The organism is Kosakonia sacchari SP1, from assembly GCF_000300455.3.
Lineage (GTDB): Bacteria > Pseudomonadota > Gammaproteobacteria > Enterobacterales > Enterobacteriaceae > Kosakonia > Kosakonia sacchari.
Genome location: NZ_CP007215.2, coordinates 1,701,703 through 1,717,110 on the forward strand (window position 1 = coordinate 1,701,703; position 15,408 = coordinate 1,717,110).

General features: G+C 56.0%; 15 protein-coding genes and 1 riboswitch. Of the genes, 11 read left to right on the plus strand and 4 right to left on the minus strand.

What is annotated here, in order from left to right; genetic code table 11:
• Window positions 1-728: 728 nt before the first annotated feature.
• Complete coding sequence (locus C813_RS46340) at window positions 729-977, minus strand: hypothetical protein (protein WP_017458526.1); 249 nt, start codon at window positions 975-977, stop codon at window positions 729-731.
• A 233-nt stretch (window positions 978-1,210) separates the two neighbouring features.
• Between C813_RS46340 and C813_RS31055 the strand changes: the two genes are divergently transcribed.
• The 10 genes from C813_RS31055 (at window position 1,211) to C813_RS31100 (ending at window position 11,164) form a co-directional block, all read left to right on the plus strand.
• Window positions 1,211-1,387, plus strand: coding sequence for a DUF3606 domain-containing protein (locus C813_RS31055; protein ID WP_017458525.1), 177 nt, complete (start codon window positions 1,211-1,213; stop codon window positions 1,385-1,387).
• Window positions 1,388-1,588: 201 nt separating this feature from the next.
• Window positions 1,589-1,685, plus strand: a riboswitch (TPP riboswitch).
• Window positions 1,686-1,719: 34 nt separating this feature from the next.
• Window positions 1,720-2,502, plus strand: coding sequence for a hydroxyethylthiazole kinase (thiM, locus tag C813_RS31060; RefSeq protein WP_017458524.1), 783 nt, complete (start codon window positions 1,720-1,722; stop codon window positions 2,500-2,502).
• The gene (gene thiD / locus C813_RS31065; RefSeq protein ID WP_017458523.1) at window positions 2,499-3,299 is read left to right on the plus strand and encodes a bifunctional hydroxymethylpyrimidine kinase/phosphomethylpyrimidine kinase; all 801 of its coding nucleotides are present in this window, start codon (window positions 2,499-2,501) and stop codon (window positions 3,297-3,299) included. Before thiM ends, thiD begins: the two co-directional genes overlap by 4 nt.
• A gap of 150 nt (window positions 3,300-3,449) precedes the next feature.
• Entirely contained in the window at window positions 3,450-4,502 is a 1,053-nt protein-coding gene (fbaB, locus tag C813_RS31070) for a class I fructose-bisphosphate aldolase (RefSeq protein WP_017458522.1), read from the plus strand.
• Between the two features lie 235 nt (window positions 4,503-4,737).
• On the plus strand, window positions 4,738-5,892 hold the full coding sequence (locus C813_RS31075; protein ID WP_017458521.1) for a mandelate racemase family protein: 1,155 nt from the start codon (window positions 4,738-4,740) through the stop codon (window positions 5,890-5,892).
• A gap of 88 nt (window positions 5,893-5,980) precedes the next feature.
• Window positions 5,981-7,609 carry an ABC transporter substrate-binding protein gene (locus tag C813_RS31080; protein WP_017458520.1) on the plus strand — a complete coding sequence of 543 codons (1,629 nt, stop codon included), beginning with the start codon at window positions 5,981-5,983 and terminating at the stop codon, window positions 7,607-7,609.
• A complete protein-coding gene (locus C813_RS31085; RefSeq protein WP_017458519.1) occupies window positions 7,606-8,643 on the plus strand; it encodes an ABC transporter permease in 1,038 nt (345 codons plus the stop codon). The genes C813_RS31080 and C813_RS31085 overlap by 4 nt, the downstream gene beginning before the upstream one ends.
• Complete coding sequence (locus C813_RS31090) at window positions 8,640-9,545, plus strand: ABC transporter permease (RefSeq protein WP_017458518.1); 906 nt, start codon at window positions 8,640-8,642, stop codon at window positions 9,543-9,545. Before C813_RS31085 ends, C813_RS31090 begins: the two co-directional genes overlap by 4 nt.
• Window positions 9,517-10,380 carry an ABC transporter ATP-binding protein gene (locus C813_RS31095; RefSeq protein ID WP_017458517.1) on the plus strand — a complete coding sequence of 288 codons (864 nt, stop codon included), beginning with the start codon at window positions 9,517-9,519 and terminating at the stop codon, window positions 10,378-10,380. Before C813_RS31090 ends, C813_RS31095 begins: the two co-directional genes overlap by 29 nt.
• A gap of 10 nt (window positions 10,381-10,390) precedes the next feature.
• Window positions 10,391-11,164, plus strand: coding sequence for an ABC transporter ATP-binding protein (locus C813_RS31100; protein WP_017458516.1), 774 nt, complete (start codon window positions 10,391-10,393; stop codon window positions 11,162-11,164).
• 175 nt (window positions 11,165-11,339) lie between these two features.
• Here C813_RS31100 and yegS read toward each other — a convergent pair whose 3' ends face one another.
• The 3 genes from yegS to C813_RS31115 form a co-directional block, all read right to left on the minus strand.
• Window positions 11,340-12,239 (minus strand): lipid kinase YegS, encoded by a 900-nt coding sequence (yegS, locus tag C813_RS31105; protein ID WP_017458515.1) that lies wholly within the window; start codon window positions 12,237-12,239, stop codon window positions 11,340-11,342.
• Between the two features lie 250 nt (window positions 12,240-12,489).
• Window positions 12,490-13,851: a prephenate-dependent tRNA uridine(34) hydroxylase TrhP gene (gene trhP / locus C813_RS31110; RefSeq protein WP_017458514.1), complete on the minus strand. Its 1,362-nt coding sequence runs from the start codon at window positions 13,849-13,851 to the stop codon at window positions 12,490-12,492.
• 117 nt (window positions 13,852-13,968) lie between these two features.
• Window positions 13,969-14,700 carry a tetratricopeptide repeat protein gene (locus C813_RS31115; RefSeq protein ID WP_017458513.1) on the minus strand — a complete coding sequence of 244 codons (732 nt, stop codon included), beginning with the start codon at window positions 14,698-14,700 and terminating at the stop codon, window positions 13,969-13,971.
• A gap of 233 nt (window positions 14,701-14,933) precedes the next feature.
• Here C813_RS31115 and C813_RS31120 point away from each other — a divergent pair, with 233 nt between their 5' ends.
• A complete protein-coding gene (locus C813_RS31120; protein WP_017458512.1) occupies window positions 14,934-15,398 on the plus strand; it encodes a helix-turn-helix domain-containing protein in 465 nt (154 codons plus the stop codon).
• Window positions 15,399-15,408 lie beyond the last annotated feature (10 nt).

Below are 15,408 nucleotides of genomic sequence, written 5' to 3' on the forward strand. Positions count from 1 at the left end.
CTCCGCCATAAAATTTTTTCTTGGGAGAAAATTCCTGTATCAAATGATACAAATTATCATTTGAGATTGATTCCCATCTTCGCCGGGCGGTAGCCACCACCCTAAACCCTTTTTGTATTTTTGCCGCAAGAAAGGGCCTAAAGAGGCGGAAACCTCGAAAGGGTGGTTTTTGGGGTTAGTGCGTGGGAGTTATCCACAGGAGAGTGACGTTACTCACAGGCGGATCAGATTTACAGTTTACTATGTAGAATGTGGCCCGGAGGGAGGGGAAGATATACAGTTATGAAGCATACACAGCGCCGGGGAGGCGTACTACCTAAAAGAGTTCAGGTCTAACCTGTTGCGTGGATGTTAAAAATATACGCATAAGGACCATTATGTTAAATGTCTGTCCAAATAGTGACCAAGTTAGGCCTTTCTCCATTATCGTTTTTACAATGCTCAATATAAGCGGCTTCTAACGCCTCTGAGGCGATGCATGTGGTAGGTAATGTGATTCTATAGGGAGAGGGGAGAAGTAGCCACAGCGGCGCGTACAGAGAGTCTCTTCGGGTCGCCCTTTGGATATTTGCTAATAATAAACATTCTCATTTGGAGGTCTGGTTACCATGCCTGGCAACTGTCCCAAAACTGTGGAGATATATTTCCAGAAGAGCACAGAAGGGCACTCTTTGATCATGACCCCACAATTTGGGGAGGGATAAGAGCCGGGTCAATCCCGGCTTTTTTTAACGCTTTTTATTTGATTGAGAAACAACCGAACCAGCTAACGTTTTTGTCGTATCGCTGGAGCGCGGATTCTTCAATGCTGCGGATGCTTTTGCTTCCATATCAGCGCCAGTCTGGTTTTTAGTGCCCGTCTGGGACAATACAGATCCAGCTAAACTTTTCTGAATTGCAGAGGCGTTTGGGTCGTTAAGGATCTCTGCTGCCAGATGAGCTACATCATTAGAAGATTGTTTATCATTCTTTGCCATTGGAACACCTATTCACAGTATGAGTGATGGGATATATTGTATATCTATCATGAAAACCACAATATATAGTGGTTATAGTAGTAGCGAAACGGCAGATTAAGCAAGTTCGATAAATGTTTTCTACTGGTTCTATGATCAGTATCAATTGTGTGAAACTTGAACATTTACAGTGGCTATGCAAAGCAATATAACCATTTTGCAGGCATAAGCCTGTGATACTCAGGACATATCAAATGGTAGATAACTTACAGCGTCGGCAGCCGGAAGATAAAAATTTCATCAATTTGAGTGAATCTTGGGAAGTGAAGTATTGGACCCAAGCATTGGGTGTTACTGAATCTCAGCTCAGGGCTGCTGTCAAGGCTGTCGGTAATGGCACCGCTAAAGTAAGAGCATACCTAGGTAAGTAGGGTTGTGAAATCGCCTTCAATGGTGCTCTTGAGGCTGGGGAAACCCGGCCTTTTTTGTATTTGAAGTTTACCGTTGTGAGCCACAACTTGGGACCCAAGTTGGGACACAGTGCATTTTTAAGGGTTGTGTCTTTGGCTTCCCGCTGGCATGATCCTGAACAGGGATTAACGGGACGTTAATCGCAAGTAGTTGAATTTGTTTTAAATGACTCGGGGTGCCCTTCTTTGTGAAGGCTGAGAAATACCCGTACCACCTGATCTGGATAATGCCAGCGTAGGGAAGTCAGATGCCTGCCCGGCATCCCTTCTTCACGCCGGGCAGGAGCGAAACCATGCAACCTGACCTGCTTGATCGTGTGCAACTCGCACATGCGTTACAGCAATTCCGCCGCCGTTCTCCCCTGGTGCACTGTATGACCAATGACGTCGTACAAACCTTTACCGCTAACGTGCTGCTGGCGCTTGGCGCATCACCCGCGATGGTGATTGATAGCGAAGAAGCGCCGCAGTTCAGCGCTATCGCCGATGCGCTGCTCATCAATGTGGGCACTTTGACGCGCGATCGCGCCACAGCTATGCGTCTGGCGGTGGAGAGCGCGAATGCCGCACATAAACCCTGGACACTTGATCCCGTCGCCGTTGGTGCGCTCACGCTACGCACGGAATTCTGCCAGCAACTGCTGGCGCTGCGCCCGGCGGCGATCCGGGGGAATGCTTCGGAAATCCTCGCGCTGGCCGGTATGAGCGCAGGCGGGCGCGGCGTGGATACCACCGACACCGCCAGCGCGGCACTGCCTGCGGCGCAGGCGCTGGCGCGGCAAAGCGGGGCGATTGTCGCGGTAAGCGGCGAAGTGGATTACATCACTGATGGCCCGCGCGTGCTGTTGGTCACCGGCGGTGATGTGCTGATGACACGCGTGGTTGGCACCGGCTGCGCACTCTCGGCGGTGGTGGCTGCCAGTTGCGCGCTGCCGGGCGATAAGCTGGAGAATGTCGCCGCGGCCTGCGCGTTTATGGCACAAGCCGGTAGCCTGGCCTGCGCGAAAAGCACCGGACCGGGCAGTTTTGTTCCCGCCTTTCTGGATGCGCTGTACGCGCTGGGAGGCAATGCATGAAACGCATCAACGCGTTAACCATTGCTGGTACCGACCCCAGCGGTGGGGCGGGTATTCAGGCGGATCTGAAAACCTTTTCGGCGCTGGGCGCATACGGTTGTTCGGTGATCACCGCGCTGGTGGCGCAAAACACCCGTGGCGTGCAGTCGGTGTATCGCATTGAACCCGACTTTGTCGCCGCGCAGCTTGATTCCGTGCTCAGCGACGTGCGTATCGACACCACCAAAATCGGCATGCTGGCGGAAACGGACATTGTTGAAGCGGTCGCGGAGCGACTGCGTCGCTACCAGGTACGCAATGTGGTGCTGGATACGGTGATGCTCGCCAAAAGTGGCGACCCGCTGTTATCGCCCTCAGCGGTCGCTGCGCTGCGTCAGCATTTGCTGCCACAGGTTTCACTTATTACGCCTAATTTGCCGGAAGCCGCCGCGCTGCTTGATGAGCCACATGCCCGCAGCGAACAGGAGATGCATGCGCAGGGCGAAGCGCTGCTGGCGCTCGGCTGCGAAGCGGTGTTGATGAAAGGCGGCCATCTGGATGACGCTGAAAGCCCGGACTGGCTATTTACCCGCGACGGGGCGCTGCGCTTTACCACCCCGCGCGTGAAAACGAAAAATACCCACGGCACGGGCTGCACGCTCTCCGCCGCGCTGGCGGCGCTGCGCCCGCGCCATAACGACTGGGCATCCACCGTGGTGGAAGCAAAACAGTGGTTAACGGCGGCGCTGGCGCAGGCGGATACGCTGGAAGTGGGGCACGGCATTGGCCCGGTACATCACTTTCACCAGTGGTGGTAAACCGGTATACGAAACGTGCCAGCAGATTATGCTGAAAAAAGTTGCAATGGTGGAAAATCTGACGAGAGAGAACCAGGCTTATCTCTGCCTGCCGTCAGGCAGGTAAGGATAATCCAATTCGCTTTGCGCGAAGCTTACGGGAGCATAGCTATGACTGATATTGTGCAGTTACTTGGCAAAGACGCCGACAGCCTTCTGCAACACCGTTGTATGACCATCCCCGCTGACCAGCTTTATTTGCCAGGACACGATTATGTGGATCGCGTGATGGTCGACAACAACCGCCCGCCAGCGGTGCTGCGAAATATGCAGACGCTGTATAACCACGGGCGGCTGGCGGGCACGGGCTATCTGTCTATTTTGCCGGTCGACCAGGGCATCGAGCACTCGGCGGGCGCGTCGTTTGCCGCCAACCCGCTTTACTTCGATCCGAAGAACATTGTCGAGCTGGCGATTGAAGCGGGTTGTAACTGCGTGGCATCCACTTACGGCGTGCTGGCGTCGGTTTCGCGCCGTTACGCGCACCGCATTCCCTTCCTTGTCAAACTGAACCACAACGAAACGCTCAGCTACCCCACCGAATATGACCAGACGCTGTATGCCAGCGTCGAGCAGGCGTTCAATATGGGCGCGGTCGCCGTCGGGGCGACAATTTACTTCGGCTCGCAGGAGTCTCGCCGCCAGATTGAGGAGATATCCGCCGCCTTTGAACGCGCGCATGAACTTGGCATGGTCACCGTCTTGTGGGCGTACCTGCGTAATTCGGCGTTCAAGAAAGATGGCGTTGATTATCATGTTTCCGCCGATTTAACCGGCCAGGCGAACCACATTGCCGCCACCATTGGCGCGGATATTGTGAAGCAGAAAATGGCGGAAAATAACGGCGGCTACAAAGCGGTGAATTTCGGTTACACCGACGAGCGCGTTTACAGCAAGCTGACCAGCGACAACCCGATTGACCTGGTGCGTTACCAGCTGGCGAACTGCTACATGGGCCGTGCCGGGCTGATTAACTCCGGCGGCGCGGCGGGCGGTGATACCGATCTCGGCGACGCCGTTCGTACGGCGGTTATCAACAAACGCGCGGGCGGCATGGGACTGATCCTTGGCCGTAAAGCGTTTAAGAAAACCATGGCCGACGGCGTGAAGCTGATTAACGCCGTGCAGGATGTCTATCTTGACGAGAAAGTGACCATTGCCTGATGCGCCATTACCCTCCCCGGCGGGGAGGGTAAACTAAAAACGGCATTTCATTTCTGCTCAATTCCCTTCCCGATCCTCATCACATTTCCGTAACCTTTTGTGAAAAACGTCACGCACCGTCGTGCGCATGCCCAAAAAATGGCGGCCGCTTAGCGGAAATTGTCCGAGGATGCGGTGTATTTTTGTGCATATATTTTCTTGTGAAACGGCTTTTCAAAAATACCAAGGATCTGTAATGAAAATTGAATCTGTCAATGTCACCGTCTTTCAGCATCCCACGCGCCGCGTTTCCGACAGCGCAGGGCACTCGCACCCGGGGCCGGAAACGCAGGCCAAAATGGCGATGCTGACGATCACCGCAGACGATGGCAGCAAAGGCTACGCCTTCGCGCCGCCGGAAGTGGTGCGCCCGTTTGTGCTCAACGCTTTTTTCCGCAAAGTGATGGTCGGGCAGGATCCGTTTAACCGCGAGCGAATCTGGCAGGATCTGGTGCACTGGCAGCGCGGCAGCGCACATCAGTTAACCGAGCGCGCATTGTCGTTTGTTGAACAGGCGCTGTGGGATCTGATTGGCCGCAAACTCAATATGCCGGTGTACAAGCTGCTTGGCGGCTACCGCGACAAAGTGCCCGCTTACGGCAGCACCATGTGCGGTGACGAACTGGAGGGCGGGCTTTCGACGCCGGAAGAATACGCCGCTTTCGCGGAAAAACTGGTGGCGCGCGGCTACAAAGCCATCAAGTTACACACCTGGATGCCGCCGGTGAAATTCGCGCCGAATCCAAAAATGGACGTCAAAGCCTGTGCGGCGGTGCGTGAGGCGGTCGGTCCCGATATCGACCTGATGATTGACGGCTACCACTGGTACAGCCGCACCGAGGCGCTCTATATCGGCAAAGAGCTGGAAAAACTCAACTTCGCCTGGTTCGAAGAACCGATGGAAGAAGAGAGCATGTCCTCTTACGCGTGGCTTGCGGAAAATCTGTCGATTCCGGTGATCGGGCCGGAAAGCCTCGGCGGGAAACACCACAGCCGCGCCGACTGGGTAAAAGCGGGTGCCTGCGACATTCTGCGTGCCGGAGCCAACGGCGTGGGCGGCATTTCGCCGACGCTGAAAGTAGCGAACCTGGCGGAATCGTTCGGCATGGATTGTGAAGTGCACGGCAACGGCGCGGCGAGCCTGGCAGTGATTGGCGCAATCCGCAACTGCCGCTGGTACGAGCGCGGTTTGCTGCACCCGTTCCTCGATTATGACCAACCGGCAGCGTACTTAAACAGCATCGTCGACCCGATGGATGAAGAGGGTTTTGTTCATCTGCCGCAGCGACCGGGGCTCGGCGAAGACATCAATTTTGCGTATATCGAAGCCAATACCGTCAGCCACGACTGACAAATAACAATAAATGCCCGGAGGCGATGACTTTCGGGCTACACAAGCCGATTTCCGGCAAAACGTACTCTACAAACGGTATGCACAGATGAAAAAAACTTCCCTCGCGGGAGCGTGTTTACTCGCGCTCTCGCTGATGATGGGGAGCGGCGCAGCGTTGGCGAAAACGCCGCCCGATCAGCTCATCATCGGCATGAACATGAACAACCTGCTGACCCTCGATCCAGCGGCGATGACCGGCAACGAAGTGGTCGGCATTGTGGTCAATCTCTACGATTCGCTGGTTGAACTCGATCCAAATGAACTCACCAACGTCAAACCGGCGCTGGCAGAGTCCTGGGATATCAGCCCGGACGGCAAAACGCTCACCTTCCACCTGCGCAACAACGTCACATTTCACTCCGGCAATCCGCTGACCGCGCAGGATGTGGTGTGGTCGATGCGCCGCCTGCTGCATTTGAACCTGGCGCAGGCGTCGGTGTGGAAATCCTACGGTTTTAGCAAAAAGAATATCGACCAGCAGGTGAGCGCACCGGACGACAACACCGTGCAAATCCGACTTCCTAAGCCTAACGATCCGCAACTGGTTATCTACTCGCTGGGCGCGCTTGGCAATCTCGGCGTGCTGGACAGCAAAACCGTGCAAAGCCATGAAGTGAACGGCGACTGGGGCAACCGCTGGCTGACCACCAACGAAGCGGGTTCCGGGCCGTTTATGCTGGAAACCTGGCAGGCGAAAGATGTGCTGCGCATGAAGCGCAACCCGGATTACTGGCGCGAGGAGCCCAAACTAAGCCGCGTGGTGCTGCGCCATTTCCAGGAGTCGCAAACCCTGCGCCTGATGCTGGCGAAAGGCGATCTGGATATTGCCAACAACATGGCGGTATCGGATATCAACGCGCTGCGTAAAGACCCTAATGTGACGGTTGAAGCGGTGCAAAAGGGCACGGTTTATTACGTGGCGATGAGCATGAAAGAGCCGCATTTCGCCAATCCGAAAGTGCGCGAAGCGGTGCGGTATCTGATTGATTACCAGGGCATCAATAAAGCGCTGATGCCGGGCTATGGCGTGCTGCACCAGCGGCCGATCAAAGCGGGTATGCCGTCAACGCTGCCCGATCCCGGCTACCGGCTGGACATTCCACGTGCGAAAAAACTGTTAGCGGAAGCGGGTTACCCGCAGGGTTTTGACACCACGCTGCGCGTACTGGCTGACCAGCCGTTTCTCAATATCGCCATTGCCGTGCAGTCAACGCTGATGCAGGCCGGGATTAACGCCAAAATCGTCACCGGTACCGGCAACCAAATTTATGGCGCGATGCGTGAGCGTAAATTCGAGATGCTGGTGGGGCGCGGCGGCAGCGGTGTGGAGCCGCATCCGCACTCGAGCCTGCGCGCGCTGGTCTATAACCCGGATAACAGCGACGAAGCCCGGCTGACCAACTTCCAGGGCTGGCGCACCAGTTTCTACGATAAACCGCTCAACGAGATGATCGACAACGCGCTGCTGGAGCGCGACCCGGAAAAACAGAAAGCGGATTATCAGCAAATTCAGCTGCGCTATGACCAACTGATCCCGGCGCTGATCCCACTCTCGCAAATGGTGGATTCGGTGGTGGTGCGTAATGAAGTGAAAAACTTCCAGTCGCACCCGTCTGCCACCACATTCCTGCGCGATGTGTACAAAGTGCCCGCCACCGGAGGAGAGAAAGGATGAGTTCGTTACTGCTTGCGCCTGGCTCACGCACCAGACGCCTTTCAAAACGGTTAACTCAGGTGGCGGTGACGCTGTTTGGCCTGTTGCTGCTGACCTTCTTTATTGGCCGCGTGATGCCTGTCGATCCGGTGCTGGCGATTGTCGGCCCGGATGCGGATCACAGCACCTATCAGCAGGTTTATCAGCAACTGGGGTTTGATAAGTCGCTGCTGACCCAGTTCGGCATTTACCTTAACAACCTTTTGCACGGCAATCTCGGCAACGCGTTGCTGACCGGCAAACCAGTGCTGGACGATATTGCGCGCGTCTTCCCGGCGACGCTTGAGCTGGCGACGATGGCGATCATCGTTGGCGCCGGGCTGGGTATTCCGCTGGGTGTGCTGGCAGCGGCACGCCGTAACAGCGTGTCCGATTATGTGGTGCGCATTATCAGCCTTGCCGGTTACTCCACACCGATTTTCTGGGTCGGCATGATGGGGCTGCTGCTGTTCTACGCCTGGCTTGGCTGGGTCGGTGGTGCCGGTCGGCTGGATCTGGGGTTGGATGGCGTAGTGCCGCGTCGTACCGGGCTTATCACCGTAGATGCGTTACTGGCAGGGAACGGCGCGGTGTTCTGGAATGCGCTTAATCATCTGGTGCTGCCCGCCTCGCTGCTCGGTTTCCACTCGCTGGCGTATATCAGTCGTATGACGCGCAGCTTTATGCTGGCGCAACTGTCGCAGGAGTTCATTATCACCGCGCGGGTGAAAGGGCTGACGGAACGCCAGGTCATCTGGAATCACGCCTTTCGCAATATCCTCGTGCAATTGTTAACGGTGGTGGCGCTGGCTTACGGTTCGCTACTGGAAGGGGCGGTGCTGATCGAAACCGTCTTTTCGTGGCCGGGCTTTGGTTCCTACCTTACCGGCAGTTTATTACTGGGAGATATGAATGCGGTCATGGGCTGCGTACTGCTGGTCGGCGTGATTTTCGTGATGCTCAATCTGCTCTCCGACATGCTTTACCAACTCTTTGATCCGAGGACGAAATCATGACGGTCTCTTTTGATTCGCCGATCTCTTCGGCAAGCCGCGAGCGCAGCCAGCGCATCAAACGCGGCGTTGGGCGTGCGGCCGGTTTTATCGGCAAAATGGCGCGCAACCCGCTCACGGCAATCGGTGGCAGCATCATTTTGCTGCTGCTGGTGGTGGCGATTTTCGCGCCGCTTATCGCACCTTATAACCCGCTGGTTCAGGATCTGGAAAATGCGCTGAGCGCGCCGAATGCCGCGCACTGGTTTGGTACCGATGAGTTTGGTCGCGATATCTTCAGCCGCCTGGTTTACGGCTCGCGTATCACGCTTTATATCGTGTTGCTGGTTTCCGTTACCGTTGGCCCACTAGGACTGCTGCTTGGCGTCAGCGCCGGGTACTTTGGCGGCAAGGTCGACATGGTGCTGATGCGTGTGACCGACATCTTTATCTCGTTTCCAAGCCTGGTGCTGGCGTTGGCGTTTGTCGCGGCCCTTGGGCCGGGGCTTGAACATGTGGTGATCGCCATTACGCTCACCGCCTGGCCGCCAATTGCGCGGCTGGCACGCGCGGAAACCCTCTCATTGCGCCAGGCCGATTTTATCTCCGCCGTGCGCTTGCAGGGGGCGTCGCCAGTGCGTGTGCTGTGGCGGCATATTGTGCCGCTGTGCCTGCCATCGGTGATTATCCGCATCACCATGAATATGGCGGGGATCATCCTGACCGCGGCGGGGCTGGGTTTTTTAGGCCTGGGCGCGCAGCCGCCGGAGCCGGAGTGGGGCGCGATGATCTCAAGCGGGCGCACCTACATGATGGAGTGCTGGTGGGTAGTAACCATTCCGGGGCTGGCGATCTTGATCAACAGCCTGGCTTTTAATTTCCTGGGAGACGGCTTACGTGACATCCTCGATCCTCGCAGCGAATAATTCGCCGCTACTCGATGTGCGCAACCTGCATGTCGATTTTATCAACGGGCGCGCGGTGACCCATGCGGTGCGCGGCGTCTCCTTCAGTCTTGGTCAGGAGAAACTGGCGATTGTCGGTGAGTCTGGCTCAGGGAAATCCACCGTCGGGCGTGCCTTGCTGCGTCTGCACCCGGCAAAAGCGCGCATTCAGGCAGATTGTATGCAGTTTGCCGACGTTGATCTGCTGAATATCAGCGAAGCGCAGATGCGCCAGGTGCGCGGCAAGCGTATTTCGATGATTATGCAGGACCCAAAATATTCGCTGAACCCGGTGGTTTGCGTGGGCGATCAGATTGCTGAAGCCTGGTTGACGCACCACCCAGGCAAGAAAGCCGAGGCGAAAGCAAAAGTGCTGGAGATGCTCGATGTGGTGCGCATCCGCCAGCCGGAGCGCGTTTATTACCTCTACCCGCATGAGATTTCCGGCGGGCAGGGACAACGCATCATGATTGCCATGATGCTGATCACCGAGCCTGAACTGGTGATCGCCGATGAACCTACCTCGGCGCTGGATGTTTCGGTGCGTTTGCAGGTACTGGGTTTGCTGGACGACTTGGTGAAATCGCGCGGGCTAGGGCTGATTTTTATCAGTCACGACATCAACCTGGTGCGCAGTTTCTGTGACCGCGTACTGGTGATGTACGCCGGGCGGGTGGTGGAGTCGATTGCCGCGAAAGATCTCGATAACGCGCAGCACCCCTACACGCAGGGGCTGATTCACGCCCTGCCGGAAATCCACAACCGCCGTCCGGTGCTGCCGGTGTTGCAGCGCCAGGCCAGCTGGCTGGGCGAATAAGGAGAGCAGAATGATCAACGTGAAAAATCTGCACCTCGCGTTTGGTGAAGGGGAAAAACGCAATCAGGTGCTGGAGGATGTCAGTTTGAGCGTGCGGCCTGGTGAGATTTACGGGCTGGTAGGGGAATCCGGCTCCGGTAAGACTACGGTGCTGAAGTGCCTGGCCGGGTTGTTTACCCACTGGGAAGGCGAGTTAGCAATCAACGGCCAGCCACTGGAAAAGCGCCTTAGCCCGGCGCGCTGTCGGCTGGTGCAGATGGTGTTTCAGGATCCTTACGGTTCGTTGCACCCGCGCCACACCATTGGCGACATTCTGGAAGAGCCGCTGCACATTCACGGCATTAACGACCGCGATCGGCGCATCAACACGCTGCTGGATAAAGTGGGGTTAAACCGCGCTTTTCGTGACCGTTATCCGCATCAGCTTTCCGGCGGCCAGCGTCAGCGTGTGGCCATCGCCCGGGCGCTGATTCTGGAACCGCGCGTATTGCTGCTCGATGAACCGACCTCGGCGCTGGATGTCTCGGTGCAGGCGGAAATCCTCAACTTGCTGGCGGCGCTGCATCAGGAGTCGCAACTCACTTACCTGATGGTGACGCACGATCTTGGTGTGATCGCCCATTTGTGCCAGAAAGTGGCGGTGATGCAGCACGGTAAAATCCTCGAGACATTAACCGTCGATGCGCTGGTGAGCGGCGCGGCGCAAACGGATTATACGCGGATGCTGGTTAACGCCAGCCAGCAATATAGCCGCGAGATGGCGCGCGAGGTGGCGGCGTATTAAATATGGAGTTGTGCTTGATGGCGGTACCTTATTCATAGGTCGGATAAAGAGTAGCCGTTATCTGACAATTGATACGGCATGCCACCTATGCGGCATGTCGCATCGATTGCCGGTGGAGCTTGTACTCACCGGGCCTGATTATTGGTTTCCAGCCCCCGCGTAAGGTTGCGGTGCATTAACGCAATAACGGGCAATCCGGCGGCAACCGGCATTGCAGCGCATTCGGCACCACTTCAATGCGAAACTGCTCGCCGCGCAGCGGTTCGCCGTCGAGATTAAATGTCATTTCATGTGGGGCATTAATTTCAAACCACGCCGATTTCCCGTCGACAATATGCGGGTTATCTTCCGGCTGTGTCAGGGTGGTGAACAGCGCCGGAAGCAGTTCATCGCCAGTGAAAATCCGTAGCTGTAATAAGCCGTCATTGATCAGCGCCTGCGGGCAGAGTTGCTGTCCGCCGCCCGCCTGGCGGCCATTGCCTATGCCAATCACCAGTGCGTCACCCTGCCAGTGAAAATCCTCGCCGCTTATTTCACAGCGATCCGCTTTCAGCATATCCATGCGCATCAGGCCGTGAATCAAATAGGAGACGCCGCCGAGCGCGGCTTTGAGTTTTTCCGGCGTTTCGCTGGTAATACGCGTACCAAAACCGCCGGTCGCCATATTGATAAAGCAGGTTTTATCGTTTACGCGGGCGATATCAATCGGCACTGCTTTGCCGACAATCGCCAGCTGTAAGGCTTTATCCAGACCTTCCGGGATGCCGGCGCTGGTGGCGAAATCATTGGCCGTGCCGAGCGGCAAAATGCCCAGCGCCGGAATTGTCTCGCCTTTGCAGTTCACCAGCGCGGTCGCCACTTCGTTAATGGTGCCATCGCCGCCACCAGCAATCACCGTGGCAACCCCGAGCCTTTGCGCCTCCTCGACATAGCGCACCGCGTCACCTTTTTCCCAGGTGACGCGCACCTGAATATCCATGCCTTCGTCGCGCAATAGCGTTACCGCTTCGCGCAGGGAGTCGTCTCCGGCGCTTTTACCGTTGAGGATTAACAAACTTGTGGGAAATGCGCTCATTCTTTTCATCCTGATTGAATTCGATGAGAAAAGTGTATCTCAGGAGAGAAAAGTGGGGAGAAAAAGCAGAGAAAGGATGAAAAAAAATCAGCCTGCGTAAGGGAGATTACGCAGGCTAAGGAGGTGGTTCCTGGTACAGCTAGCATTTATGGGTTATGTTTTTCAGCGAGAAGGATAATACCCGTATTAAACGGGGCGGTATGTGATCCGATTCTAAGATTTTTCGCGACGAAAAAATAACCCTGCTCAATCACTTCGCGTGAGGATTACGTGTTGACTGCCCGGTGAAATTGCGCATTAACAGCGCATATTCCAGCGCCATATCCTGCGGAACCGGCAGCCAGACAGTATAACCGTCTCCCGGTGCGACCGGCATGGCTTCGCCTTTGGCGTTTTCCATATGCTCCAGCGTAAAGTTGACGTTGCCCTGCGGCGTCATCAACTCCAGGCTGTCGCCAACGGAGAACTTGTTTTTCACCGCTACGGCCGCAAGGTCGCCTTTGCGCTCACCGGTGAATTCACCGACAAACTGCTGGCGTTCGGAAACGGAATAACCGTATTCATAGTTCTGATAGTCGTCATGGGTGTGACGGCGCAGAAACCCTTCGGTGTAACCCCGGTGCGCCAGGCCTTCCAGCGTCTCCAGCAGCGAGGTGTCGAACGGCTTGCCCGCCGCGGCGTCATCAATCGCTTTGCGATAAACCTGTGCGGTACGTGCGCAGTAGTAGAAGGATTTAGTGCGGCCTTCAATTTTCAGCGAATGCACACCCATCTGCGTTAACCGTTCAACATGCGCAATTGCCCGCAGATCTTTCGAGTTCATGATGTAAGTGCCGTGCTCGTCTTCGAAGGCGGTCATGTACTCGCCCGGACGCTGGGCTTCTTCAATCATGAAGACTTTATCGGTCGGCGCGCCGATGCCGAGCGTCGGTTCAATGTTCTGCACCGGGATCGGTTCATGCACATGCACGATATTACCGATAGCGTCTTCTTTGCCTTCCTGCACGTTATATTCCCAGCGGCAGGCGTTGGTACAGGTGCCCTGGTTCGGGTCGCGTTTATTGATATAACCCGAGAGCAGACAGCGGCCGGAATAAGCCATGCACAGCGCGCCGTGCACGAAGATTTCGATCTCCATTTCCGGCACCTGGGCGCGGATTTCGGCAATCTCTTCCAGCGACAATTCGCGGGAAAGGATCACGCGGCTCAGCCCCATTTGCTGCCAGAACTTCACGGTCGCCCAGTTAACGGCGTTGGCCTGCACGGAGAGGTGAATCGGCATCTGCGGGAAGTTTTCACGCACCAGCATAATTAAACCGGGATCCGACATAATCAGCGCGTCCGGCCCCATATCCACCACCGGTTTCAGGTCGCGAATAAACGTTTTCAGCTTGGCGTTGTGCGGAGCAATGTTCACCACCACGTAAAACTGCTTACCCAGCGCGTGGGCTTCGTTAATGCCGATTTGCAGGTTTTCGTGGTTGAATTCGTTATTGCGCACGCGCAGCGAGTAACGCGGTTGGCCCGCGTAAACCGCGTCTGCGCCATAGGCGAAAGCGTAACGCATATTTTTCAGCGTTCCCGCCGGGGAGAGGAGTTCCGGTTTAAACATGATGTTCTCATTCTGATGACAGGTCAGACAGCCTCACCGCAGTGAGGCAGTAGGGGAGTTCCCCTAAATTTAGGGCGGGAATTGTAGCGCCGTGGGGCAGGGGAGTAAACCCGCGCGTTAGTTCACGCGCAGGTAGGTGCCATCGGCGCTGACGTTATGGCCGAAACCGCAATTCATTGCGTCATCCGTTTTCATCTCCAGCCTGTTGAAATCCGCCGCCAGACTTAACGAAATGGTGCATTGGGAAATGCCTTCATCACGCAAAACGATGTCGCCTTTGCCGTTTTTCAGCGTCACTTTTTCGCTGAAATCGCCCATATTTGGCCCGGAATATAGCCCCATAATGCCGAAATAAAGACCGGACCAGTCGGCTTGCCAACTCTCTTTACCCTGCGGTTTGAGCGTGAGTACTTCCCACTCGCTGCGTCCGGCGTACTGCCAGTATTCACCTGCGGCGGAAGCCGGTTTTGGCAGTGCCTGCAGCTTGTCCTGAATACGCGAGAGGTTATATTTCGACTTTTCATCATCCGGCATAATGGATAGCCACGCCTGCGCTTTACGGTATTCGCCCTGGCTGATCCAGGTAAGCGCGACGTTATTGTAGGCGGTCGCTATCAACACATCGTTCGGTTTATCTTTGCCTAATTCGCACTGCTCCAGCCATGCCGCCTGTTCTTCGAAAGCCTCGCGCGCTTTGGGGTAGTCTTTCGCTTTGTAATACTGATCGCCTTTTTTGGCGTAATCGGCGATTTTCGCGCAGTCTGCATCCATCTGTGCTTCGGTTAGCTCTGCCTGGCAGTTGAACGCTGCAAAGAAGAGTGTCAGCGCACCGTAGTAGTATTTCCTCACTATCCCTTTCCTTTTATTGTTGTTAGGCCTGGCGGCTGGCGAAACGATACTCTGCCCCAGGCGGCAGTCATCATACAGAGGATTGCGTCGTTGTTCACGGAAGACGTATTCACTGGGGTTATACTTGGCGACAGGCCGTGTCAGGCTGCTGTCGGGTCGCTGTCAGGTGCGGATCGTGTTGCTGTCTGCGGGGGTGGGTGACACTACAGGCCGGATTCATTGGGAGAAAGAATATGAGCGATAGCAAAGTAAAAGCATTACGTCTGGCTCGTGCCTGGTCACAGGAACAACTGGCGGAGATGGCGGCGCTGAGCGTCAGAACCGTGCAGAGAATTGAAAATGGCGATCAGCCGTCTCTGGAAACACTTAGCGCACTGGCGGCGGTGTTTGGCGTCAGCGTTACCGAGCTTTCCGCGCAGAGCGAGGCGGGCGAAGAGGCGCTGGATAAACGCATCACCGCCGCGCGGGCACAGCTCGATGCCGAAAGCAGTTTCTGGCGTATGTTGATCACCGCCGTTATTGTCTGCGTGCTGCTGTTTTTCCTCAACCGCAGCACCTCGCCGGAAAGCGATTGGTCATTGTGGGTGGCGGCGATTTGGGGCGGGCTGGTGGCGGTGAAAGGGCTGCGGATTTTTGTCTTCGCGAATCTGATTAGCCAGTGGCACAAGCAGCGTTTGCAGCGATTGCTGCGTAAATAGCGCGACCGGA